Annotated in this window: 23 protein-coding genes; 8 read left to right on the top strand and 15 right to left on the bottom strand. The window is 71.5% G+C overall.

The features are described 5' to 3' along the window. Window positions 1–93 precede the first annotated feature (93 nt). Window positions 94–1095, bottom strand: a complete 1002-nt coding sequence (locus MFF61_RS08910; protein WP_494337920.1) for a formylglycine-generating enzyme family protein — start codon at window positions 1093–1095, stop codon at window positions 94–96. Window positions 1096–1165: 70 nt separating this feature from the next. Further along, the gene (locus MFF61_RS08905) at window positions 1166–2869 is read right to left on the bottom strand and encodes an arylsulfatase (protein ID WP_238234734.1); all 1704 of its coding nucleotides are present in this window, start codon (window positions 2867–2869) and stop codon (window positions 1166–1168) included. A gap of 417 nt (window positions 2870–3286) precedes the next feature. Here MFF61_RS08905 and MFF61_RS08900 point away from each other — a divergent pair, with 417 nt between their 5' ends. Next, on the top strand, window positions 3287–4312 hold the full coding sequence (locus tag MFF61_RS08900) for a SphA family protein (protein ID WP_373324660.1): 1026 nt from the start codon (window positions 3287–3289) through the stop codon (window positions 4310–4312). Between the two features lie 179 nt (window positions 4313–4491). Here the strand turns inward: MFF61_RS08900 and MFF61_RS08895 are convergent, their stop codons facing one another. The 9 genes from MFF61_RS08895 to MFF61_RS08855 all read right to left on the bottom strand — a co-directional run bounded on the left by MFF61_RS08895 (window position 4492) and on the right by MFF61_RS08855 (window position 12020). Next, window positions 4492–4836, bottom strand: coding sequence for a DUF1491 family protein (locus MFF61_RS08895; protein WP_238234732.1), 345 nt, complete (start codon window positions 4834–4836; stop codon window positions 4492–4494). Next, window positions 4836–5516, bottom strand: a complete 681-nt coding sequence (locus MFF61_RS08890; RefSeq protein WP_238234731.1) for a carbonic anhydrase — start codon at window positions 5514–5516, stop codon at window positions 4836–4838. Before MFF61_RS08890 ends, MFF61_RS08895 begins: the two co-directional genes overlap by 1 nt. A gap of 104 nt (window positions 5517–5620) precedes the next feature. Beyond that, window positions 5621–6133, bottom strand: coding sequence for an NUDIX hydrolase (locus MFF61_RS08885; RefSeq protein WP_238234730.1), 513 nt, complete (start codon window positions 6131–6133; stop codon window positions 5621–5623). After that, window positions 6130–6870, bottom strand: a complete 741-nt coding sequence (locus MFF61_RS08880) for a DUF429 domain-containing protein (RefSeq protein ID WP_238234729.1) — start codon at window positions 6868–6870, stop codon at window positions 6130–6132. Before MFF61_RS08880 ends, MFF61_RS08885 begins: the two co-directional genes overlap by 4 nt. A gap of 10 nt (window positions 6871–6880) precedes the next feature. Further along, window positions 6881–7492 (bottom strand): thioredoxin family protein, encoded by a 612-nt coding sequence (locus MFF61_RS08875; RefSeq protein WP_238234728.1) that lies wholly within the window; start codon window positions 7490–7492, stop codon window positions 6881–6883. Window positions 7493–7499: 7 nt separating this feature from the next. Beyond that, complete coding sequence (locus tag MFF61_RS08870; RefSeq protein ID WP_238234727.1) at window positions 7500–9683, bottom strand: protein-disulfide reductase DsbD family protein; 2184 nt, start codon at window positions 9681–9683, stop codon at window positions 7500–7502. Between the two features lie 222 nt (window positions 9684–9905). After that, window positions 9906–10832 carry an NAD(+) diphosphatase gene (gene nudC / locus MFF61_RS08865; RefSeq protein ID WP_238234726.1) on the bottom strand — a complete coding sequence of 309 codons (927 nt, stop codon included), beginning with the start codon at window positions 10830–10832 and terminating at the stop codon, window positions 9906–9908. Between the two features lie 9 nt (window positions 10833–10841). After that, window positions 10842–11261: an HIT domain-containing protein gene (locus MFF61_RS08860; RefSeq protein WP_238234725.1), complete on the bottom strand. Its 420-nt coding sequence runs from the start codon at window positions 11259–11261 to the stop codon at window positions 10842–10844. Between the two features lie 105 nt (window positions 11262–11366). Beyond that, a complete protein-coding gene (locus tag MFF61_RS08855) occupies window positions 11367–12020 on the bottom strand; it encodes a cyclic nucleotide-binding domain-containing protein (RefSeq protein ID WP_238234724.1) in 654 nt (217 codons plus the stop codon). A 176-nt stretch (window positions 12021–12196) separates the two neighbouring features. Here MFF61_RS08855 and ade point away from each other — a divergent pair, with 176 nt between their 5' ends. The 3 genes from ade (at window position 12197) to MFF61_RS08840 (ending at window position 16877) form a co-directional block, all read left to right on the top strand. Further along, window positions 12197–13930, top strand: coding sequence for an adenine deaminase (gene ade, locus MFF61_RS08850; protein ID WP_373324659.1), 1734 nt, complete (start codon window positions 12197–12199; stop codon window positions 13928–13930). A 404-nt stretch (window positions 13931–14334) separates the two neighbouring features. Continuing rightward, the gene (locus MFF61_RS08845; RefSeq protein WP_238234723.1) at window positions 14335–14526 is read left to right on the top strand and encodes a hypothetical protein; all 192 of its coding nucleotides are present in this window, start codon (window positions 14335–14337) and stop codon (window positions 14524–14526) included. Window positions 14527–14741: 215 nt separating this feature from the next. Next, a complete protein-coding gene (locus MFF61_RS08840; protein WP_238234722.1) occupies window positions 14742–16877 on the top strand; it encodes a TonB-dependent receptor in 2136 nt (711 codons plus the stop codon). A gap of 206 nt (window positions 16878–17083) precedes the next feature. Here MFF61_RS08840 and MFF61_RS08835 read toward each other — a convergent pair whose 3' ends face one another. Continuing rightward, window positions 17084–17614: a dihydrofolate reductase family protein gene (locus tag MFF61_RS08835; RefSeq protein WP_238234721.1), complete on the bottom strand. Its 531-nt coding sequence runs from the start codon at window positions 17612–17614 to the stop codon at window positions 17084–17086. Between the two features lie 210 nt (window positions 17615–17824). Here MFF61_RS08835 and MFF61_RS08830 point away from each other — a divergent pair, with 210 nt between their 5' ends. Further along, window positions 17825–18730: a TIGR01459 family HAD-type hydrolase gene (locus MFF61_RS08830; protein ID WP_238234720.1), complete on the top strand. Its 906-nt coding sequence runs from the start codon at window positions 17825–17827 to the stop codon at window positions 18728–18730. Here MFF61_RS08830 and MFF61_RS08825 read toward each other — a convergent pair whose 3' ends face one another. Both MFF61_RS08825 and MFF61_RS08820 read right to left on the bottom strand, forming a co-directional pair. Further along, the gene (locus tag MFF61_RS08825) at window positions 18731–19273 is read right to left on the bottom strand and encodes a protein phosphatase CheZ (protein ID WP_238234719.1); all 543 of its coding nucleotides are present in this window, start codon (window positions 19271–19273) and stop codon (window positions 18731–18733) included. A 134-nt stretch (window positions 19274–19407) separates the two neighbouring features. Further along, on the bottom strand, window positions 19408–19791 hold the full coding sequence (locus MFF61_RS08820) for a response regulator (protein ID WP_238234718.1): 384 nt from the start codon (window positions 19789–19791) through the stop codon (window positions 19408–19410). A 257-nt stretch (window positions 19792–20048) separates the two neighbouring features. Between MFF61_RS08820 and MFF61_RS08815 the strand changes: the two genes are divergently transcribed. The 3 genes from MFF61_RS08815 to MFF61_RS08805 all read left to right on the top strand — a co-directional run bounded on the left by MFF61_RS08815 (window position 20049) and on the right by MFF61_RS08805 (window position 22219). Next, window positions 20049–20549, top strand: a complete 501-nt coding sequence (locus tag MFF61_RS08815; RefSeq protein ID WP_238234717.1) for a MaoC/PaaZ C-terminal domain-containing protein — start codon at window positions 20049–20051, stop codon at window positions 20547–20549. Window positions 20550–20690: 141 nt separating this feature from the next. Next, entirely contained in the window at window positions 20691–21464 is a 774-nt protein-coding gene (locus MFF61_RS08810; RefSeq protein WP_238234716.1) for a ferredoxin--NADP reductase, read from the top strand. Window positions 21465–21502: 38 nt separating this feature from the next. Further along, entirely contained in the window at window positions 21503–22219 is a 717-nt protein-coding gene (locus tag MFF61_RS08805) for an aspartate/glutamate racemase family protein (RefSeq protein WP_238234715.1), read from the top strand. A gap of 4 nt (window positions 22220–22223) precedes the next feature. Here the strand turns inward: MFF61_RS08805 and MFF61_RS08800 are convergent, their stop codons facing one another. Next, window positions 22224–22649, bottom strand: a complete 426-nt coding sequence (locus tag MFF61_RS08800; protein ID WP_238234714.1) for a hypothetical protein — start codon at window positions 22647–22649, stop codon at window positions 22224–22226. Window positions 22650–22790: the final 141 nt, after the last annotated feature.

Here is a 22790-nt window from a genome sequence, read left to right as displayed (position 1 = left end):
TTGATCCCTTCGGGATGGCGGATGTGGGCTTCGCTCAGGCGTGGGGAGCCTTGGGCTCCACCGCGCGGGCTTGCTGATCCGTCTCCGCCTTGATCAGGCGGAGACGGTTATCCCGCCCCCGGTCGCAGCCGAAGGGCGGACCACGCACCTGAAGCCGAGATGGCTGGTGGAGGTGTCGACCGGGTGCGGATGGCGCGCGGCCGGCCGGTAGCGGCGGCAGTAGTTCGGCGCGCACAGGTGCGAGCCGCCCTTGATCACCCGGCGGGGGATGCGGATCGCCGGCTGGGCCGGGTCGTAGCTGCCGTCCTCCCGGCCGCCACGCGGGTTCCGCGGGATGCAGCAGGCCTTGGGCGCGTCGGCAGGATGCCGCGGAGCGAAGAAGTCGCTCGTCCACTCCCAGACGTTGCCGATCATGTCGTGCAGGCCGTAGCCGTTCGGCGGGAAGGCCGTGACCGGGGAGGTGCGCTCGTAGCCGTCCGCGGCGAGGTTCTGGTGCGGGAAGGCGCCCTGCCAGGTGTTGGCCATGTGCCGCCCACCCGGCGTGAGTTCGTCACCCCAGGCGAACTCCGCCCCATCGAGGCCGCCACGGGCCGCGAACTCCCATTCGGCCTCGGTCGGCAGCGCCTTGCCGGCCCAGGCCGCGTAGGCCTCGGCGTCCGCGTAGGCGACATGCACCACCGGGTGCTCGTCGAGCCCGGCGATGGAGGAGCCGGGGCCGAGCGGGCGACGCCAGCTGGCGCCGAGCCGGAAGCGCCACCACGCGCCGAAGTCGCGCAGGTCGACGGGTTCCTTGGGCGACTTGAACACCAGGGACCCGGCTTCCAGCAGGTGCGGCAGCGCGCCAGGATAATCCGCCGCACAGGGCTTGCGCTCCGCCACCGTCACGTGGCCGGTGGCCCGCACGAAGGCGCGAAACTGCGCGTTGGTGACCGGCGTGCGATCGATCCAGAAGCCGTCGACGCCGACTCGGTGCGCGGGCGCCTCCTCGGGGTAATGCCGGTCGGAGCCCATCCGGAACATGCCTGCGGGGACAAGCGCCATGTCCCGGGTCGTAGCGGCCAGGGTGGATGGGTCGCGAGGTGTCGCACCCGTCATCGGTCACTCCTCGTTGCCCGGGAGGACATCACGTCGTGAACGAGGCGGGGCATGCGGCCGCGTCCGACGCTCACTTCCCGATCGCAGCTCTGGCGGCCTGGATCTTCGCCTTGACCGCATCGAGGTTGAAGCTCGCGCCCTTCTGCATCGGTGGGAACTCGACGGCGGTCATGGCGAGCTTCTCCACCTCCTGCTGGACGAAGACGAAGCGCCAGAATTCGTACAGGAACCAGCTCATGTAGTTCTGCGCTCCGGTCTTGGTCCCGTTGTCGGGCCAGCCGGTCCGCTCGAAGGGATCGAGCCGCAGATTCGTGATGTAGGGCACGTCGGGCTTCGTCTTGTCGCCCAGCCACCCGTGGGGCTGATCGATGAAGCGGTACTTGTAGTCACCGATCCGAACAGCGCCCAGTTCACTCTCACCGAAATACCAGACTTCGTTGCGCTTCGACGGACCCTTTCCGGTGATCATCTCCAGCTGGTTGTAGCCGTCCAAATGCACCTTGTAGGTCCGGTCGCCGATCTGCTTACCCTTCTTCAGCTCCTCGGTGATGTTCGGATTGCCCGCGGCCGCCACGAGCGTCGCGAACCAGTCGAGGCCGGAGATGACGCCATTCTCGACCTTGCCGGCCGGCACCCTGCCGGGCCAGCGGATCATCGCCGGCGCGCGGAAGCCGCCCTCCATGACCGTGCCCTTGGACTGCGCGAACGGTGTCTGACCGCCGTCCGGCCACGTGAACACCTCCGTACCGTTGTCCGTGGTGAAGACCACGATGGTGTTGTTGTCGATGCCCAGATCCGTCAGCTTCTTCATCACCGCGCCGACGACATCGTCGAGCTGCGCCATGCCGGCTTCATGGATGCTCCAGCCATTCTGCGCGTTGCGCATGCCCTGGTACTTGGGCGACAGGTGTGTCGTGACGTGCATGCGAGTCGGGTTGAGCCAGACGAAGAACGGCTTGCCGTCGGCCTTGGCCTTGTCGATGAACTGGAGCGCCAGATCACGGATTTCCTCGTCCACGGTCTCCATCCGCTTCGGGTAGAGCGTGCCGGCATCCTCGATCCGCTGCTTGCCGATCCGGCCCCAGCGCGGGTCTTCGGTGGGATCGTCGACGTTGGTCGCCCAGGAATGGACCATGTTGCGCGGGCCGACCCTGTTGAGCAGCTCCTGCGGATAGGTGGGATGGGCCGGGTCCTCCATCGCGTCGAGGTGGTAGAGATAGCCGAAGAACTCGTCGAAGCCGTGCACCGTCGGCAGGAACTCGTTCTTGTCGCCCAGGTGGTTCTTGCCGAACTGGCCCGTGGCGTAGCCCATGCCCTTCAGGGCGGTGGCGATGGTCACCGCCTCTGCCGGAAGGCCGATCGGGGCGCCGGCTTGGCCGACGGTGGTCATGCCGGTGCGGATCGGCAGCTCGCCGGTGATGAAGGCCGCGCGTCCCGCCGTGCAACTCGCCTCCGCGTAGTAATCGGTGAACAGCATGCCCTCGGCGGCGATCCGGTCGAGATGGGGCGTCCGTCCGGCCATCATGCCGCGATGGTAGGCGCCGATGTTCCAGATGCCGATGTCGTCGCCCATGATGACGAGGATGTTCGGCTTCTGCCCGGCCGCCGGAGGCTGCTGGGATTGTGACTGGGCCTGCGCGGACGTGCTCGGGGCCGCCGATACCATCGCGGCCGCCGCGAGGGCCGATGTCCCGGTGAGCAGGATGTTGCGGCGGCTGAGAGCGTGTCCCTCGCCGGCGCCTGCTTGGTTCGCCGCGTGTGTGTCGTCACTCATGGCTGCGTCCTCTCCCTGATGGTGTTCGGGAAGCCCACGTGGCTCATGGATGTGTCGATGGGCCGAGACGGGCGGCCGGTCGCGCCGGCCGTGTTCCGCCGGACCGAGATCCCACGGCGATGGACAGGACGAGTCCGTCACACCGGTCCACAGCCTTGCGATCGATCTCGCTCGACGATCCTGTGACTCGGCGAACGCCAAGGTATCGGCGCCGCCGGACCATGCTTGATCCGAGGTGACACACGATCCGAATAATTCGCAGAGGTTCGCAGGCCAATGAAGAAGGGGACGACTGTCATTGTGAAGAATATTGATAAATGTTAAGCAAGAAGCGTTCAGCACAATCAGCTTGGCCGTTGCGACTCGACTCGTTTTGTGGGAGTCTGTAGCCACAGCAGAGATCGTGGGGGCACGGCCATGTCGGGACCTTGGCGGAGGCTTGGCTTCGTGGCTTCCTGCACGGCAGGGCTCCTGGCCACGACCGGCGCCTGGACGGGCGCTTGGGCCGCCGAGTCGGCCCAGGGCGTGTACGTGCTGGGCAACCGCGGCCCGCTCGCCGGCGTGACGCCGCCGCCCGGCTTCTACTTCGAGAGCGAGACCTACTACTACTCAGGCAATCTCGGCGGCAATCGCGCCTTCCAGAGCGGCGGCGTCGTCGCCGCGAACGTCAAGCTCGACACGAGCGCGAACTTCGTGACGCCCATCTGGGTCACGCCGGTCGAGATCCTGGGCGGAAACCTCGGCTTCTCGGTCACCATCCCGTTCGGCACGCCCAACGTCAGCGCCGGCGCGGTCCTGTCCTCCCCGCGCATCGATCGCATCGTCGCCGGGCGCGAGCGCGACGCCATCGTCAATGTCGGCGACATCTATCTCGCCTCGTTCGTGGGCTGGCACTCCGGCAACTTCCACTGGACCGGCACGCTCCTCGGCGTCGTGCCGTCCGGCTCCTACGAGAGCGGCCAGCTGTCCAACATCGCGCTCAACCGCCCGGCGCTCGATCTCAGCGGCGCGCTCACCTATCTCGACCCCGTTCTGGGCTATGAGCTCTCGGTGGTGCCAGGCGTCACCTTCAACTGGATCAACCCGGCGACCCAGTACCTCACCGGCACGGAGTTCCACCTGGAGTGGTCGGCCTCCAAGTATCTGAGCAAGGACTTGTCGATCGGCCTCGTCGGCTACTATTACAACCAGCTCACCGGCGACAGCGGCTCCGGCAACCGGATCGGTCCGTTCAAGGGACGGGTGACGTCCCTTGGCGGCCAGATCGGCTACACCTTCAAGCTGGGTGAGATCCCGGTCTCCACCAATGTCCGGTTCTTCCGCGAGATGGATGTCAAGAACCGCTTCGCCGGGACGGCCGCCTACCTGACGATCTCGGCGCCGCTCTGGGTCGCACCGCCGAAGCAGGTGGCCGACGCCAGGCCGCTCGTCTCGAAGTTCTGACGCCGGGCGCTTTGCCTCGCCAGCAACAGAGCAGGTCGTGGGTCAACGGCCGCCATTCCGTTGGCAGCGAACGAGGGACCGGACGTGGCGCGCTGCTGCTTCTTCGGGACCTTCTCCGGGAAGGGCAGAGAGCCACCCTCGGCAGCCCTTCCGGCGGTCGAGCGGATCGAGGTCGGCCCCTAGCCGCCGGCCAGATCGAGGAAATGGCGGCCCTGCGGGTCGTCGATCTCGACGATCCACAGGTCGGGGTCGAAGCGGATCTCGCGGGCGAGCCGCGCCTCCACGTCCGGCGGCAGCGCCTCGCTCATCAGCGTCTCGAAGCGGCGCGTGCCATCGTCGTCGGCCTGGAACAGCGCCTGGGGGGCGGGGCCGTAGAGGTCGGCCCGCCCGTCGAGGCGGTCGACCTTGACGAAGATCGCTCCCGCCTCCGGCGCGCCGCGGCGGCGCTGCACCGCGCTCACGCCCTCGACGCCGCAGCGCCGCAGATGCGCGGCAACCCAGAAGTCGGAGCGCAGCCGGGCCATCAGCCCCCGCTCGACCCGGTGTCCTGGCAGCGGATCAGCCGCGTCGGGCTCGTCCCGGCCTCCGGCACGGCGAGCCGGAAGGCGCCGGTCTCGGGGTCGCGCACCCGCAGCTCGCCGGTGGCGATGCCGAAATGCGCCCCGTGCAGATGCAGACGGCCGCGCTCGACCAGGATGCGCACGCACGGGAAGGTCATCAGGTTCGTGAGGCTGTTCTCCACCGTGGCGTATTCGAGCCGCTCCAGGTAGTCGTCGCCGCGGCCGGGGCCGATCCGCTCGGCGGCCGGCGCGATCAGCGACACCCAGCGGCCGATGAAGTCGCCCGGCGAGAGCGGCGCGGCATCGTCCGCGAAAGCGCGCACGCCGCCGCAGCGGGCGTGGCCCAGCACCACGATGTGCTGCACCTTGAGCGCCTGGACGGCGAATTCGAGCGCCGCCGAGGTGCCGTGATACTCGCCGGCGGTCTCGAAGGGCGGCACGAGGTTGGCGACGTTGCGCACCACGAACAGCTCGCCCGGGCGCGCGTCGAAGATCACCTCCGGCGAGACCCGGCTGTCGCAGCAGGAGATCACCATGATCTCGGGGCTCTGCCCGTCGGCCAGGGTCTCGTAGCGCCCGCGCTCGCGGGCGAAGCGGTCGTCGAGGAAGGCGCGGTAGCCGTCGGTGAGCGTCTGCGGAAGCATGGTGGCGTCTCGTCTGATGCGGCCGGGTCCCGGCACGATGCGTGCCAGCCCGGGGCGCCGCCCCGGGACCCCGGCCGAGAAACGGCGTTCGTCCGGACCTCCCCTTAGCCTGCGCCCTCGCCCCAGGCGAGTCGGACTTCCGTCACGCTCTCGCCCGCGGCGAGGCGGCGGGCCAGCGCCGCGAGCCCGGCGGGCTCCACCCGCTCGCACGTCGCCGCCAGCTCGTCGAGGGTCCACCAGCGCGTGCCGAGCACCGGGTTGTCCTCCGTCTCGGCAAGCCGTGCCGTGTCGATGCGGTCGTCGGGCAGGCGCACCACGAAATAGCGCTCGTGCGCGATGCGGGGCTTGTTGAAGAGCGTGAAGGGGCCGTCGCAGCGCGCGACCAGGGGCCCGAGCGGCACGCCGGTGACGCCGATCTCCTCCTCCAGCTCGCGCAGGCAGGCCTCCTCCGGGCTCTCGCCGGGCTCGATGCCGCCCCCGGGCATGAACCAGAAACAGCGCTCGCCCGGCCGCGCCGGATCGACATCCCGCACCGCCTCGTAGGCGATGAGGAGCAGGCGGTCCTGCGGGTCGAACACCAGGGCGCGGGCGATCTCGCGGGTGGGCAATGCCGTCATGAGCGGGCCTCGGTCGGCGGGAGGGTCCAGATTGCCACGGGAAGGCCGTGCGCGTCCCGCTCCGGCGGGTCGGGATAGGACAGGCCGCGCCCCGCAGCGAGGCCCTGCGCCACCACGAGGGCGACGAGCGCGTCGAGGAGGTCGTCGCGCGCCGCCCCCCGGGGAGGCGCAGCCTCCACCACCTCTTCGGGCAGCCCGGCCCGCCGCAGGGCCGCCCGGCGCTGGGCCGCTCCCGCAGGCGCGCGCTTGGGGGCGGCGAGCGGCACGCCGCCGTTGAGGCTCGCGAAGGCGAGTTCGGGATGCACCTCGTAGACGCGCTCGCGCAGGTCGGACTGCCTGCGCAGCAGCGCGTCAACCGCCCGGATGCGCGGAAAGATCGCGTTGGCGGGAGGCGACGGCGCGAAGGGCTGCAGACCGCCCGTGCGCGCGAGCGCGATCGCCGCCGTGTAGTCCGGTGCGTAGACCACCGCCCGGGCCGAGGTGGGGAAGACCGAGGCGCGGCGCGGCCCGAGGAGCGGGCGCACCAGCTGCTCGGCCGTGCGCCCGCCCGCGCCGACCCGCTCAGGCAGGCCGATCGGGATGTCCACCGCCGCCACGGCCGGCGCCTCCGGCCCGTCGCACAGGGCGGCGAGGTCGGGCACGACCCGTACCACTACGGGACCCGCCTCGCCGAGGCGCCGAAGGGCCGCGATCCAGCCGCCCGGGCAGCCGTCGACGCCCGCGACCCAGCGCGTCACGCGGCAAGCGTCAGGAGGCGTACTTGACCGAGCAGCCGTAGGGCCGCGCGGTCTTCACGCTCACCGCCTTGCCGGCGGCGATCTCGCTCAGCGCCGCGTCCACGTGGTTGCGGGCGGTCTTGAGGTCGGTGAGCGCGGCCGAGGGCTTGTCGTCGATGCCGCCCATATAGGCGAGGGTGCCGTCCCCCTTCACCACGAACATGTGCGGCGTCGTCTGGGCGCCGTAGGCGCGACCCACCGCCCCGTCGGTGTCGAGCACGACGGCGGTCGGGGCGGCGCCGCGCTCCTGCGTGAGCCGGTTGGCCTCCGGGCCGGAGACCGCCCCCTGCTCGCCCGGCGCCGAGGAGATCACCGAGAGCCAGACCACGCCCTGCTCGGTCCACTTCTTCTGCAGCGCCTGCATGGCCTGACCGCCGTAGTGCTTCTGCACGAAGGGGCAGTCGTGGTTGGTCCATTCCAGCACCACCGTCCGGCCCTTGTAGTCGGCGAGCGAGACGGTGCGGCCGTCCGCGTCCCTGGCCGTGAAGGCGGGGGCGGGCCGGTCCACCTGCGGCCCCGCGGCCGCGGGGGGGGCGAGGGCCAGAAGGGCGGTGAGGGCGAGCGCGGTGCGGCGGGTCGGCATCAAGGCATCACTCCTGCGGGGACGAGAGGGCGGCCCGGCGCGCCGGGGCGGCCCGGTCGAGGGCGGCGAGGACGGCGGATTCGGTGAGGATCTGCGGCAGCACCTGCGCGTCGCCGGGGCCGCGGTAGAGCACGTAGAGCGGCACGCCGGAGCGGCCATGCGCCTCCAGCACCCGGGTGATCTCCGGGTTCTGGTTCGTCCAGTCGCCCTTCAGGTAGGCGATGTCGTGCGCCCGGAACGCCGCCGTCACGGCCTGCGTCGCCAGCGCGGTGCGCTCGTTGACCTGGCAGGTGATGCACCACGCCGCCGTCATGTTGACGAAGACCGGCCGCCCCTGCGCGAGCAGCCCGTCGAGGCGCGCCTGGGTGAAGGGCTCGGGGCCGCCCGCCGCCGCGATGGCCGGCGCCCCGGCCCGGTCGCGGTCGAGGGCCGCGACGAGGAGGCCGAGGCCGAGCACCGCCAGCAGCACGGCCGCCATCCCCGCCCGGGCGCCCCACGGCCCGGCCGTGCGGGCGCGCTCCAGCACGAAGGCGCAGAACGCCACCAGCACGAGGCCGAGCAGCGCCAGGAACAGGCCGCCCGGCCCGACCTGCTGGCTCAGGATCCAGACCAGCCACGCGACGGTGGCGTAGAGCGGGAAGGCGAGGAACCCCTTCAGGGTCTCCATCCAGGCGCCGGGCCGCGGCAGCCGGCGCACGGCCGCCGGCCAGAAGGCGAGGAGCAGGAAGGGCAGTGCGAGGCCGAAGCCGAGGGCGGCGAAGACCGCGAGGCTCACCGCCGCACCCTGCGTCAGCGCGAAGCCCACCGCCGCGCCCATGAACGGCGCCGTGCAGGGCGTGGCCACCACGGTGGCGAGCACGCCGGTGAAGAACGAGCCCTCCAGGCCCGCCCGCCGGGTGAGCCCGTCGCCGATCCCGGCGAGGCGCCCGCCGAGATGCAGCGCGCCCGACAGGCTGAGGCCCATCGCGAACAGCACGTAGGCGAGGCTCGCCACCACCAGGGGGGATTGCAGCTGGAAGCCCCAGCCGATCTCCGCCCCTCCGGCCCGCAGCGCCGCCAGGAGGCCGGCGAGGGCCAGGAACGACGCCATCACGCCCGCCGTGTAGGCGAGGCCGTGCAGCCGCACCCGGCCGAGGGATTCGCCCGACTGGCGCACCAGCCCCAGCACCTTGATCGACAGGACCGGGAAGACGCAGGGCATCAGGTTGAGGAGGAGGCCGCCGAGGAAGGCCAGAAGGGCGGCCGCCCACACGCCCGCGGGGGCGTCCTCCGGCGGTGCCACGGCGGCCGGCGGCGCGGCCGCGGCGGGGCTCGGCGGGGCGGTGCCCGGCACAGACGGCGCCTCGCCGAGCGCGAAGGCGCGCCGCACGGCGGCATCCCCCGTCCGCTCGGTCAGCGCCAGCACGCCGTCGAGGCGCGTGATCGTGCCGGCCGGCGTCAGGCTGCTGCGCTTGAGCGCGACGTGCAGCCCGCGCCCGTCGACGGTGACCTCCTGGGGCGCCGCGTGCTCGATCGCCGTCTCGGAATAGGGGAAGAAGGCGAGGTCGGCGACCGCCTCGCGCGTCAGGCCCGGCGCGTCGAGGTGGAGCGTGAGGGTGTCGCCCTCCTCCGTGACCCGGTGGGGCCAAGGCGCAGGTGTCGGGAGCTGCGCCCGCGCCGCCGCGAACAGGCCGGCGTGGCGGGGATCGGGCCGCACGCTCGTGCCCGGTGGCGCGACGGGCAGGGTCGCCGACACGCTGGCCTCGCCCGGCACGCATTCGCGCTCGCAGACGAGGTAGGACACCTTGGCCCGCAGGGTGACGGGCCGGCCCGGCTCCAGCCCCTCGGGCGGCGTCACCGTGGCGGTGAGCAGCGTCTCGCCCTCGTAGCCGAAATTGACGAGGCCGGAGACCGGGATGCGGGCGGGAACCGGCCACGCGACCGGCCCGGCCGAGAACCCCGCGGGCAGGCTCCAGGCGATCTCCGGCGCGAGGCCGGAATCGCCGGGATTGCGCCAGTAGACGTGCCAGTGCGGCTTCATCACGAGCCGCACCCCGACCGCGAAGGGCTGCCCCGGCGCCACCGCCCCCGGCTCGGCCACCAGCTCGGCCTTCACGAGGTCGGCATACTTAGGGTTGACTCGCGGCGCCTGCGCGGCGGCGGGCATGGCGGCGAGGGCCGCCAGGGCGACAAGGCAGGAGGCGAGGCGCATCGGAACCTTCATGGTTCCAGATAGCGGGACTCCGTGACGGTTGCGAGGCGCCGCCGATCGCGTTCGCGTGATGGGCGGGCCGTTCGCACCGATCCGGACCGGCGGCGTTGAAGCAGCGGATCTCCGTCCCGTCGTCACCCGCCACCCGCCCGATGCCGGCCGCCACGTCGCCGGCCCGCCGGAGATCCGCCCGCAGCGCCCCGGCGGTCGCCCGCTCGATGTCTAGGCCGACCCCGCCCCGTCCACGAAGCCGCGCACCAGCAGGTGGGCGATCGCCATCGGCGGCGGCGTGGCGAGGCCATCCGGATGGGTGCGCTCCAGCATCAGCCGCACCTCGTCGCGGTGGAACCAGCGCGCATCCTCCAGCTCCTCGCGGTCGAGGACGAGGTCCGCGTCGAGGGCCTCGGCCTCGCAGCCGATCATCAGCGAGGACGGGAACGGCCAGGGCTGGGAGGCCCGGTAGCGCACCGCGCCGGTCCGCACGCCCGCCTCCTCGAGCGTCTCGCGGCGCACCGCGTCCTCGATGGTCTCGCCGGGTTCGAGGAAGCCCGCAAGGCAGGAATAGACGCCCGGCGGGAAGCGCGACTGGCGGCCGAGCAGGCAATGGTCGCCGCGGGTGACGAGCATGATCACCACCGGATCCGTGCGCGGGAAATGCTGCGCCCCGCAACTGCCGCAGTCGCGCCGGAAACCGCCGCAGGAGAGCGCGGTCTTCGCGCCGCAATTCGCGCAGAAGCCGTGGCGGGCGTGCCAGAAGAGCAGTGACTTCGCGGTAGCCAGCAGGCCCATCTCCACGGGCGGCACCGCTCCCTCGACCGCGACGCTGCGCAGGTCGATCACCCGGTAGGCGGGATCGTCGCGATAGAGGTCGCCAGCCTCGGGCGGCAGTCCGGCGGCGAAGACCGGGCGCTCCGCCACGCGGCCGAGAAACAGCAGCGGATCGGGCGCCGGCGCGCGCGCGGCGTCGGCGGCGGCGAGCAGCGCGCTCGCCCCCTCGGGGAGGCGGCGCAGCACCGGGATCTCGCCCGCGAACAGCAGCAGGATCGAGGCCGGGTCGTCGCCGGGCTGCGGAGTCGGGCCGGTGCGCTCGGCGGAATGGCGGACGAGCAGGCTGCGGGAAAAGCCGAGGCGGTCGATGGCGGCAGTCACGGGATCTCCTCAGGCGGCGGCGAACAGCGCCCGGGCGCGCTCGACGATCTGGGCCGCGGCGTGGGGCGGGTAGGGCGTGCGGGTGCCGTGGCCCCAGACCGGGCCGGGCCAGGCCGGGTCCGAGCGGAAGCGGCCGACGACGTGGACGTGAAGCTGCTCGACCACGTTGCCGAGCGCCCCGACATTCACCTTGTCAGGGCCGCGCGCGAGGTCCTGCATCACGCCGACCGCGAGGCGGATCTCCTGCATCAGCAGGCCGGCCTCGTCCGGCGCAAGGTCGGTGAGCTCGCGCAGGGCGGGCCGGCGCGGCACCAGCACCAGCCAGGGAAAGCGGGAATCGTCGAGCAGCAGCACCGCGCAGAGCGGCAGGTCGCCCACCGCGATCGTGTCGCCGGAGAGCCGCGGATCCAGGGAGAAGTCGGACGTCATCGCCACCTCGTCGCGGCGTGATCTAGAGCATCGGTCGACGAAGGGGAGACCGTTCGTCGCGGAAAATGCGGCAGAATCAAGGATCTAGCAGGCCCGCGCGCCTCCTCACGCCACCTCGGTGCCGGCCGGCAGCGGGGCTTGGCCGCGGGGCGCGTGGGCGGCGCTCTGGAACAGGCGTTCGCTCGTCAGCTTCAGGAAGTAGAAACCGAATTCCGGGTTCTGGTAGTAGAGCTGCTTGACCTCGGCATAGGGCACGCAGAGCGCGACGCCGGCCTCCGCGCAGACCAGGGAGGCGGTGCGCACGTTCCCCGGCGAGAGCATCCCGAGTTCGCCCACGATGTCGCCCGGCTTGATGTCGATGCCGCGCTCCTCGATGCGGAAGCGCCCGCTCTCGACGTAGAACATCTCGTTGGCCGGATCGCCCTGGCGAAACAGCACCTCGCCGGCGGTGAAGCGCCGCGACGTGCCGAAGGGCTTGAGCCAGTCGAGCGAGAGGTCGCCCGAGGCCGCCTTCTCCACGTCCCGCACGAGCCGCACCATCTGGTAGAGGCGCAGCGCGTTGAGCGGGATCTGGATCGCCTCGGTGAGCACCACCGGCATGCTGCCGATCAGGATGCCGTAGCTGATCGACGCGATGCTGGCGAGCAGCGCCACGATGCGCAGCGGGATCATCGTGCTCATCGCCGTCGCCGTGATGGTGAGCGCCGTGCCCAGATACCCGATGATCTCGACCCAGGAGAAGGTGACGGCCCAGGACATGCTCTCTCTCGCATGGCGCCCGCCGCGCGTGGCGGGGCCTGCGGCCACCTGAAAGTCAAGACAACGGCAGGCGTGAGGCGGCGCGCGGAATTCCGCCGGCCCGCGGCACGTTTCGCCGGCTGGCCCCGCTCCCGCCGCTCTGCCAAGCTGGCGCGAACGGCCGAGGAGCCCCGCCCATGCCCGAGTCCCGGATGCCCGCATCGCCCGTCGCCGACGAGATCGCCCGCCGGATCGCGCAAGGGGCCGGGCGCGCGCCGGCCGATCTGGTGATCCGCGGGGCGCGGCTCCTCGACCTCGTCACGGGCGACCTCGTGCCCACCGACATCGCGGTCTGCGGCGACACCATCGTGGGCACCTACGGCACCTATGCGGGCGCGCGGGTGATCGAGGCCGAGGGGCGCGTGGCGGTGCCGGGCTTCATCGACACCCACCTGCACATCGAATCCTCGCTCATCACGCCGCACGAGTTCGACCGCTGCGTGCTGCCGCACGGGGTGACGACCGCGATCTGGGACCCGCACGAACTCGCCAACGTGCTCGGACCCGCAGCCTTCGACTACGCGCTCGCCTGCGCGGCCGAGACGGTCATGGACATCCGGGTGCAGCTCTCCTCCTGCGTCCCGGCGACCGACCTGGAGACCGCGGGCGCCCGCATCGAGGCGGCCGACCTCCTGGCCTACCGCGACCACCCCCGCTCCCTGGGGCTGGCCGAGTTCATGAACTTCCCGGGCGTCGTCCAGGCCGATCCGGGCTGCCTCGCCAAGCTCGCCGCCTTCGCGGGCCGCCACGTCGACGGCCACGCCCCGCTTCTGTCGGGCGCGGGCCTCAACGCCTACGCGGCGGCGGGCATCCGCACCGACCACGAGGCGACCTCCGCCGCCGAGGCCCTGGAGAAGATCCGCAAGGGCATGACGGTGCTGATCCGCGAGGGCTCGGTCTCGAAGGACCTGCACGCCCTCGCCCCGCTCCTGACGCTGGCGACCTCGCCCTTCCTCGCCTTCTGCACCGACGACCGCAACCCGCTCGACATCGCCGAGGAGGGCCACCTCGACCACCTCATCCGCACGGCGATCCGCCTCGGCGTGCCGCCGCTCGCGGCCTACCGCGCCGCCTCGCTCTCGGCGGCCTCGGCCTTCGGCCTCACCGACCGCGGCATGATCGCCCCCGGGCGCCGGGCCGACATCGTGCTCCTCGACGACCTCGCCGCCTGCGCGGTGGCCCGGGTGATCGCGGGCGGGCGCCCGGTCGAGGACGCGCTGTTCGCCGAGAGGCCCCGCACCCCGGCGCCAGGGCGCGGCAGCGTCAAGGCCGCGCCCGTCACGGCCGCAGATTTCGCCGTGCCGGCCGGCACGGGCGCCGAGACCCCGGTGATCGGCGTCGTGCCGGGGCGGATCATCACCGAGCACCGCCGCCTCGTCCTGCCGGCCCGGGACGGTCGATCGGACTGCGACCTCGCGCAGGACGTGGTCAAGGTCGCGGTGGTGGCCCGCCACGGCGCGCCGGGGATCGGCCGCGGCTTCGTCCAGGGCTTCGGCCTGACGCGCGGCGCCATCGCCTCCTCGGTGGGCCACGACAGCCACAACCTCTGCATCGTGGGGGCGGACGACACCGACATGGCGCTCGCGGTCAACCGGCTCATCGCCCTCCAGGGCGGGTTCGTGGTGGCGGCGGACGGCCGGATTCTGGCGGAGCTGGCGCTGCCCATCGCCGGGCTGATGAGCGACCTGCCGTTCGAGGCGGTGCGCGACGCGCTCCACCCGCTGCGCGAGGCGGCGCGCGCCCTCGGCTGCACCCTGCCGGAGCCCTTCCTGCAGGTCGCGTTCCTGCCGCTGCCGGTGATCCCGCACCTCAAGATCACCGACCGGGGCCTGGTCGACGTGGACCGCATGGCGATCCTGTCCGGCTGGTGATCCGGGTCCGCCATGTCGTCAGCGTCGCGAGGGTCCGCTCCCGCCCCATCCCGACCTCTACGCCGCGCTCGCCTGCCCCCGAGCAGTCCTTTGCCGTTCGTGTCAGGACCGTCCGGTGGCAAGGGACTTCCGGACTCCGGATGCCCTGACACCCGCCGTCACGTCGTCGTCTCACGGCTTGCCCTTCAGGTGACCGCGCCTTGGCGAAGAAGGATCGCCGCCGTCCGGCACATGCACCACCAGGATGCGTCGTGAGGCCACCGCCGTTTCCCGATGACCGGACCTCGGCGTCCGCGCCGCAGCCCCTCCCCCTCGCAGGTCGCCCGGATGGCCTCGTCGTCGAGCGCGTCGAGCGCGCAGGCGACCTCGGTGACCGAGAGGGCGTCCCGGGGAGGAGCGCCTACGTGGCGTGCGAGCAGGGACCGGCCAGCGAAACCGTCGTCCCGCCGATCTGCCAAGGCTGCAGCCTAATCGACGAGGTCGTCTGCGAGGGCCTCGATCGCGCGTTGGACAACGCCGCAGCCCCGGTCGACTTCGCGGCGCGCAAACCCGCGATCGAGCTGGAAGGCGAGTGTACGTCGGGCTCGCGCCGGTAGCGGCCCGGGACCGCACATCGCGACGACCTTGGGCGTGACATTCGCCGCGCCAGCCTCGTCGGCTTGATCGGCACGCCACTACGCATGGTCCGCGGCGCGCCTGTTGTAACAGCGTTACAGCGCCCAAGCTTCACAACCATGGGCGGTTCAGCCGCTTGCCACCGCGCTCCCGGCATGCACGGTATGCAACATTATAACGTTCCTGTGGGATCCCGATGCCGTACCCCACCCGCTTGGGCATGCTGGCGCTCAGCACCGCGCTGCCTCCGGTCCTCCTCGCCCCGGCTGCGGTGAAGGCTCAGGATATCAGGCTCGACGAGATCACCGTCTCCTCCCCGAGCCCGATCCAGCCGGCTCGCCCGGCGGCCGCCCCGGGCTCCGGCACCGCCTACGGCGTGCTGCCGGTCGTCACCAGCACCTTCTCCCCTGTCACCGTGATCGACCGCGGCGAGATCGTCCGCGAGCAGCCACGCCAGCTGGGCGACCTGCTGTTCGACAAGCCGGGTCTCTCGGCCTCGACCTTCGCTCCGGGTGCCGCATCGCGCCCGATCATCCGCGGCCTGGACAACGCGCGCGTGCGCATCCAGGAGAACGGCGTCGGCGTGCAGGACGTCTCGGATCTCAGCGAGGACCACGCCGTCCCCATCAACCCCCTCGTCTACGATCGGGTTGAGGTGATCCGCGGGCCGGCTGCGCTGCGCTACGGCTCCCAGGCCATCGGTGGCGTGGTCTCGGCCGAGAACAACCGGATCCCGACCTTCATCCCGGTCAGCGGCTATGGCGGCCAGGTCACCACGGGCTACTCCTCGGTCGACAACGGCCGCTTCGGCGCAGCCTCGGTCGATGCCGGCGCCGGCAACGTCGCCTTCCATGCCGACGGCTTCAGGACGGCGGCCGACAGCTACAACACTCCCTTGGGCATTCAGGCCAACTCCGCCAACGAGTCACAGGGCGGTGCGGTGGGCATGTCGATCATCGGCGACCGTGGCTTCGTCGGCCTCGCGTTCAGCCACTACGACGCGCTCTACCAAGTCCCGGGCGGCGAGTCGGCCGAGCGGCGCGTGCGGCTGGATCCGACCCAGGACAGGCTGCAGGCGCGCGGCGAGTTCCGGCCGCTCGAAGGACCCGTCGAGGTCGTCCGGTTCTGGCTCGGCGGCTCGACCTACCGGCACAACGAGATCGGCAACGACGAGCAGGGCCTGGCCAGCATCGGCTCGACCTTCCGGAACAGGCAGGTCGAGGGACGGGTCGAGTTGCAGCACGTTCCCGTCTTCACGACGCTCGGCACCCTCACGGGCGCTCTCGGCTTCCAGGCGGACGCGCGCGCGCTCAGTGCAACCGGCGAGGGCGAGGGCCTGATCGCCCCGAGCAACACGCAGAGCCGGGCCGTCTACCTGTTCGAGGAACTGGCCGTGGGCAACGGCCTGCGGCTCCAGGCCGCCGGACGGCTGGAGAGCGCGCGCGTGGCCGGCACGGCGACGCAGTTTCCGGGCGACTTCCTGCCCGGAGCGGAAGATCCACTGGAATATTCCCGGCGTCGCGAGTTCACTCCGAAGAGCGTCAGCGTCGGCGCGCTCCAGGATCTGCCGTACGACTTCGTCGCGAGCCTGAACGGGCAGTACGTCGAGCGGGCACCCTTCGCGCTGGAGCTGTTCTCCCGCGGTCCCCATGAGGCCACGGCGACGTTCGAGATCGGCGATCCGAACCTGAAACTGGAGCGTGCCCGTACGGTCGAGGCGAGCCTCCGCCGGGCCGTGGGGCCGTTCCGGTTCGATGCCACCGGCTACTACACCCGCTACACCGGCTTCATCTACAAGCGCGAGACCGGCATCTTCTGCGGCGACACGTTCAGCACCTGTGGGAGCGAGGACGAGCTTCGCCAGATCGTCTACACCCAACGGAACGCCACGTTCTACGGTGCGGAGATCGCGGCGCAGCTTGATCTGATCCCGATCGGCAACGGCTTCATCGGCCTGGATGCGCAGTACGATTTCGTGCGCGCGCAGTTCGACGACGGCAGCTACGTCCCGAGGATCCCTCCTCACCGTGTCGGCGGTGGCCTGTTCCTGCGGGCGGATGGCTGGTTCGCGCGGGTGAACGTCCTGCATGCCTTTGCGCAAACCGAGACAGCGCCCCTTGAGACGATCACGCCCGGCTGGACGGACCTGCGCGCCGAGATCAGCTACACGAAGCTCGTCGATCCGGCGGTTTATGGCGCGAGCGAGATCACGTTCGGCCTGCAGGGGCGCAACCTGCTGGACGACGAGATCCGCAACTCGGCCTCGTTCAAGAAGGACGAGATCCTGCTGCCGGGCCGCAACGTGAGGCTGTTCCTCACCGCGCGCTTCTGACCCGTTCAGATGGTCCTGAGCCCTGAATCGCGCGTCACGATCGATGTCGTCCTGGCGCTGACGCGAAGCGGTACAGGTCGGTTGCTGGCGGCGGAAGGCCCGCAGGTGGCGCATCCCTGCCCTGTAGACCCATCTCCGCGAAGGGCAGAGACCCATCCCGAACGGATCTTGCCTCATCGCTTCGGCTCCGAGCGCGTGCCGCAGCATCACGCAGGAACGTAGGTCAGCCTGATCACGTCCTCGTCGATGCGGTCGTGAGCCATGAGGCGGAGCGGCGGGCGAGGCCCGGCGAAATAGGGTGTGCCGCGACCCAGCACGACGGGGTGGAGGTAAATGCGGTACTCGTCGATGAGGCCAAGCTCGGTCAGGCTTCGGGCCAAGGTCGGGCCGGCGATCTCGATCTCTCCGGCGCGCTCAGTCTTCAGTGCGCGGATGGCGCCCTCAAGATTACCATCGATGAATCCGGCGTTCGGGCCGACCGATCGCAATGAACGCGAGACGACCCATTTCGGTTGGTTTCGCCACGCCGCCGCGAAGGCGCATTCCTCCGCACCCCATTCAGGATGATCGTCGTCCCAGTAACGCATGATCTCGTACATGCGGCGGCCGTACACGCTGCCCGCCTGCCCCCGGGCCTCCTCGATGAAGTGGCGGAAGAGCCTGGGGCTCGGCCCGAACGCCATATGGTCGACGTAGCCGTCCAGCGATTGGTTCATTCCGAAGACGAGCTTCGCCATACCGCAGATCTCCCCAGGGTCCTTCAGAATAGCCCGGAGAGGTTCGCGTTCCACCCGTTATGGACCGCGCGGGCGGGGGCCGGCGTCGGATCGGAACCACGCGCCGGCCCAGAGGAGAAGCATCGTCCGCCCGTTGCGTTTCGCCCGCCCGGCCCCTAACTCGAGGTTCGGCCGGGCATGTTGCGGCGCAGCAACGAAGGGATGCGAGGCATGGCACAGACGCGGGTGAAGCCGAAGCCGGGCGAGGTGCCGGTTCTCGGCGGGATCGCCGAGATGGCGTCCCGCTTCGACGTCATCCTGTGCGACGTCTGGGGCGTGCTGCACGACGGCGAGCGCGCCCACGCCGCGGCGGGCGACGCCCTCACGCGCTTCCGTGCCCTGCCGGGCGAGCGCCCGCGCCGGGTGGTGCTGGTCTCGAACGCGCCGCGCCCCGGCGCCTCGGTGCAGGTCCAGCTCGACGGGTTCGGCCTGCCGCGCTCGGCCTACGACGCCATCGTGACCTCGGGCGACCTCACCCGCGCGCTCATCGCCGCCAAGGCGGATGCGCCGCTCTACCATCTCGGCCCCGAGCGCGACCTGCCGATCTTCGAGGGATTGCCCGCGCGCCGCGTGCCGCCCGAGGAGGCCGCGCAGATCGTCTGCACGGGCCTGTTCGACGACGAGGTGGAGACGGCGGAGGATTACCGGTCGCGGCTCGCGCCGCTGCGCGAGCGCGGCCTGCCGATGATCTGCGCCAATCCCGATCTCGTGGTGGAGCGCGGGGCGCGGCTGATCCCCTGCGCGGGGGCGATCGCCAGCCTCTACGAGGCGATGGGCGGCACGGTGATCTACGCGGGCAAGCCGCACCGGCCGGTCTACGAGGCGGCGGTCGAGGCCGCGGCGGCGCTCGACGGGCTGTCCCCCGCCGCACCCGACCGGGTGCTCGCCATCGGCGACGCGATCCGCACCGACGTCGCGGGGGCGCACGGCTTCGGCGTCGCCTCAGTGCTGGTGGCGCGGGGCATCCACGCCGAGGAGCTGGGCTGCCACGCCGGCGAGCCGCTCGGCGAGATCGCGCACTGGCTGGAGGCCCAGCCCGTGCACCCGGACGCGGTGGTCGAGGTGCTGCGCTGGTGATCAGGAGAACAGGGCGTCGATGGCGTCCTGCGGGGTTTCCGGCCCCTTGAGCTGGGGGCCGTTCAGCAGGAGCGTCTCGCGCCGCGCCCGCGTGCGGGCCTCCTCCTGGTCCATCTCGCCGTCGCGCACGTTCACCACGGTGGCGAAGTGCGACAGCCGGGTCTCGACCTGCCCCAGGGCGTCCACCACCTTGGCGATGCGCTGGCCGGTGATGTCCTGGAAGGCGCAGGCCTCGAAGATCTGGAAGACCTCCGCCTCGACCTTCGCGCGGTAGCCCGCCAGCGTGTCGTCCTCGATCGCCAGGATGCCCTCGGCGACCTCCATGATCCGGTTGGTGGCGCTCGCGGTGGCGGTGACGACGCTGCCGAGCTCGTCATGCGCCATCGGCAGGCGGTCGTTGCGCAGCTCGTTCGCCCGCAGGTGGGCGATCGCCGCCTTGAGGCGCTTGATGTACTCGGCGATCTCCACGAGGTCGCTGACCAGGCTCGCCGTGGAGGCTCCGCCGCGGGGGGCGGGTGCGGCGGCGGCCGCAGCCGGGCTCACGCCGGCTCTCTGTCGCGTGAACATCTGGAACAGCCGCGCTGAGGGGTGACGGGGCAGAAGGGCAGCGTCCGGACCCGGTCGCGGCGCGGCCGATCCCGGAGGACCGGGCCGCGAACCGCCGGGGCGGGGCATCCTCAGGCGCCGCAGACCGCTTCGATCTTGGTCTTCAGGGTCTGGGCGTTGAAGGGCTTGACGGTGTAGTTGTTCACGCCGGCCTTCTTGGCGGCGATCACGTTCTCGGTCTTCGACTCGGCCGTCACCATGATGAACGGCGTGGTGCGCAGCGCATCGTCCGCCCGCACGTGGCGCAGCAGCTCGTAGCCCGTCATCGGCTCCATGTTCCAGTCGGAGATCACGAGGCCGTACTTCTTCTGCTTCAGCTTCGCGAGGGCACCGGTGCCGTCGGAGGCGTCGTCGACATCCTCGAAGCCGAGCTGCTTGAGGAGGTTGCGGATGATGCGGACCATCGTCTGGTAGTCGTCCACCACGAGGATCGGCATGCCGAGGTCAAGGGCCATCTTTCCGGCTCCGTTCGCGGGCGCGACGCATTCGGCGCGCGCCATGGCCCGCAGAGATGATGAGTGGAAACACCGGTCGGTGCTTCTGATCGCAAGTGTTAGACGCGCCCCGTTGCAAAGCCGTTAATCGCGAAGGCGCGCGCCGCCTCCCCTACGTCCGGCGCAGAGGCGCCCCGCATCGAAAGTCGAATGGCTGCGGGCGGAGGGCGCGCACTACCTTTCCGTCTCGACCGCAGGTCAGAGAGGGAGCGCCGCCCATGCCGGGATCGACGGATGGCATCCCCGCCGCGGCCGCCCTCGCCTTCGAGGATCTTGCGGTCGGGCAGGATGCGTGCCTGACGCGCGTGGTGGACCGCGACGTCGCCGGCCTCGTGGCCGCCATCGGCGGCACCGCCATCGGCGGCACCGCCATCGGCAGCGGCGCGATGGGCGCCATGAGCGCGGCGGCCGGCCCGGTCGCGGAGGGTTTCGGGCCGAGCGTGGCCCACGGACTCGTGGCCGCGAGCCTCGTCGCCACGCTGCTGGGCACGCGGCTGCCGGGGCCGGGCGCGGTCTATCTGTCGCAGAACCTGCAGTTCCTCGGTCCGGTGGCGCCCGGCGACGCGCTGGTGGCCCGCGTCGAGGTGGTGGAACTCGTCCGCGCCCGCCGCCGCGCCCGGCTGTTCTGCGAATGCGCGGTCGGGGACCGGGTGGTGCTGGAGGGCGAGGCCTGGGTGGCGCTCGCGGCCCGCGCGTCACCGCCTCCGGCGCCGGCGTGAGGCCGCGCACTTCCCGGATCGGCCATGCGGCAGGCTCGGGGCGGGTCGGTGCCGCCCCACCTTGACGACGATGCCGCAGGTGCGAGATGACCGCTCGGAATCGTCATCATCCAGGACTCCGCTGAGGCAGGAACCCGCCCGATGAGCAACTTCAACGAGGAGCGTGTGCTCTCCGTCCACCATTGGACCGACACGCTCTTCAGCTTCCGCACGACCCGCGATCCGTCGTTCCGCTTCCGCAACGGCGAGTTCACGATGATCGGGCTGAAGACGGACGGCAAGCCGCTGCTGCGCGCCTACAGCGTGGTCTCGGCCAACTACGAGGACGAACTGGAGTTCTTCTCCATCAAGGTGCCGAACGGCCCGCTCACCTCCAAGCTGCAGCACCTCAAGGTCGGCGACCCGATCATCGTCAGCCGCAAGGCGACCGGGACCCTCGTCCTCGACAACCTGATGCCGGGCCGCCACCTCTACCTGCTCGGCACCGGCACCGGGCTCGCGCCCTTCCTGGCCATCATCAAGGACCCGGAGACCTACGAGCGCTTCGAGAAGGTCGTCCTCGTCCACGGCTGCCGCCAGATCTCGGAACTCGCCTACGGCGAGACGATCACGCAGGACCTGCCGAACCACGAGCTGATCGGCGAGATGGTCCGCGACCAGCTGGTCTACTACCCGACCGTGACCCGCGAGCCGTTCCGCAACCGCGGCCGCATCACCGACCTGATGACCTCCGGCAAGCTGTTCGAGGATATCGGCCTGCCGCCGATGGCGATCGAGACCGACCGCTTCATGCTCTGCGGCAGCCCCGACATGATCCGCGACACGCGCGACCTGCTCTCGGGCCTCGGCTACGTCGAGGGCAACCACGGCGAGGCCGGTCACTACGTGATCGAGAAGGCCTTCGTCGAGAAGTAGCGGCCGAGCGGCAGCGGCCCCGCCCCGGGGGAGGGAGCATGCGCATCCTGCTCATCAACCCCAACACCACCGCGGCGGTGACCGAGCAGGCCGCCGCGCATGTGCGCCGGCTCCTCCCGGCCGAGGTGGTGGCGGTCACCGGCCGCTTCGGCGCCGCCTACATCGCCAGCCGCGCCGCCAGCGCCATTGCGGCCCATGCGGCGCTCGACGCCCTGGCCGAGCACGTCGCGGGCTGCGACGCGGTCTACCTCGCCTGTTTCGGCGATCCCGGTCTCCTCGCCCTCAAGGAGGTCTCCCCCGTTCCGGTGGTCGGCATGGCCGAGGGGGCGCTCCACCTCGCCTGCCTGCGCGGACGCCGGGTCGGCGTGGTCACGGGCGGCGCGCTCTGGAAGCCGATGCTGGAGGAATTCGCCGCCGCGCAGGGGCTGGCGGGGCGGCTCGCCGGCATCCGCACCATCGCGCCGACCGGGGGCGAGATCGCCCGCGATCCCGACGCGGCCCTGAGCCGGCTCGCCGCCGCCTGCCGCACCTGCGCGCAGGAGGACGGCGCCGACGTGGTGGTGCTCGGCGGAGCCGCACTCGCCGGGCTCGCGGCCCGCATCCAGCCCGACGTGCCGGTGCCGGTGATCTGCTCCGTGGAGGCGGGCGCCCGGATGGTGCTGGCCGCGCTCGCGGCCCCGGCCGGCCCGCCGCCCCCGCCGAGCCGCAGCGCCGGGCTCTCGCCCGCCCTGACCCGGCTCCTCGGCGGGGAGTGATCCTCTACTGCACGATCTTCGGTGCGGCACCCGGCGCGCCCTGCGGCGCCGGCCCGGGGGCCTCGACGGCGGCCGGCAGCAGGATGCCCTTCTCGACGCTGCCCTCCGGTCCGTACTCGCCCGCCACGATCCGGCAGGATTCGTCGCGGTTCGCCATCATCTGGTTCGACATCAGCGTGAACATCGTCTGGACCCGCACGCCGAAGGGGCCGCGCGGCGGGCGCACGTCCTCGATCGTCACGTTGTAGCGCCCGAGCAGCGCCTCGAAGGACGACACCCCGATCCGGTAGCCGCAGACGTTGGCGGCGGCGAAGATGTAGGCGGCGGTCTCGAGGGCCCGCGGCGGCGGGGCGTTGCGGATCGGCTGGGCCAGGGCGCCGGACGCGAGCAGGACGAGGCCGGCGAGGGCCGGCGCGAGGCGGGACGGCATGGGGGATCCTCCGGGGTTGTTGCGGCTGCGGGCTCTGCGGCCCGTCACCGGCGCCAGCAGATAGGGCAGGACACGGCCCCGCGGAAAGCCCGTGCGGCATCGCGGACGCGGAGGCACGCGCCCCTGATCGCATGGTCGGAC

Origin of the sequence: Methylobacterium isbiliense (assembly GCF_022179325.1) — a bacterium.
Classification (GTDB): domain Bacteria; phylum Pseudomonadota; class Alphaproteobacteria; order Rhizobiales; family Beijerinckiaceae; genus Methylobacterium; species Methylobacterium isbiliense.
The sequence above is the reverse complement of the archived record's forward strand: the minus strand, read 5'-3'. Positions and strand labels throughout refer to the sequence as shown.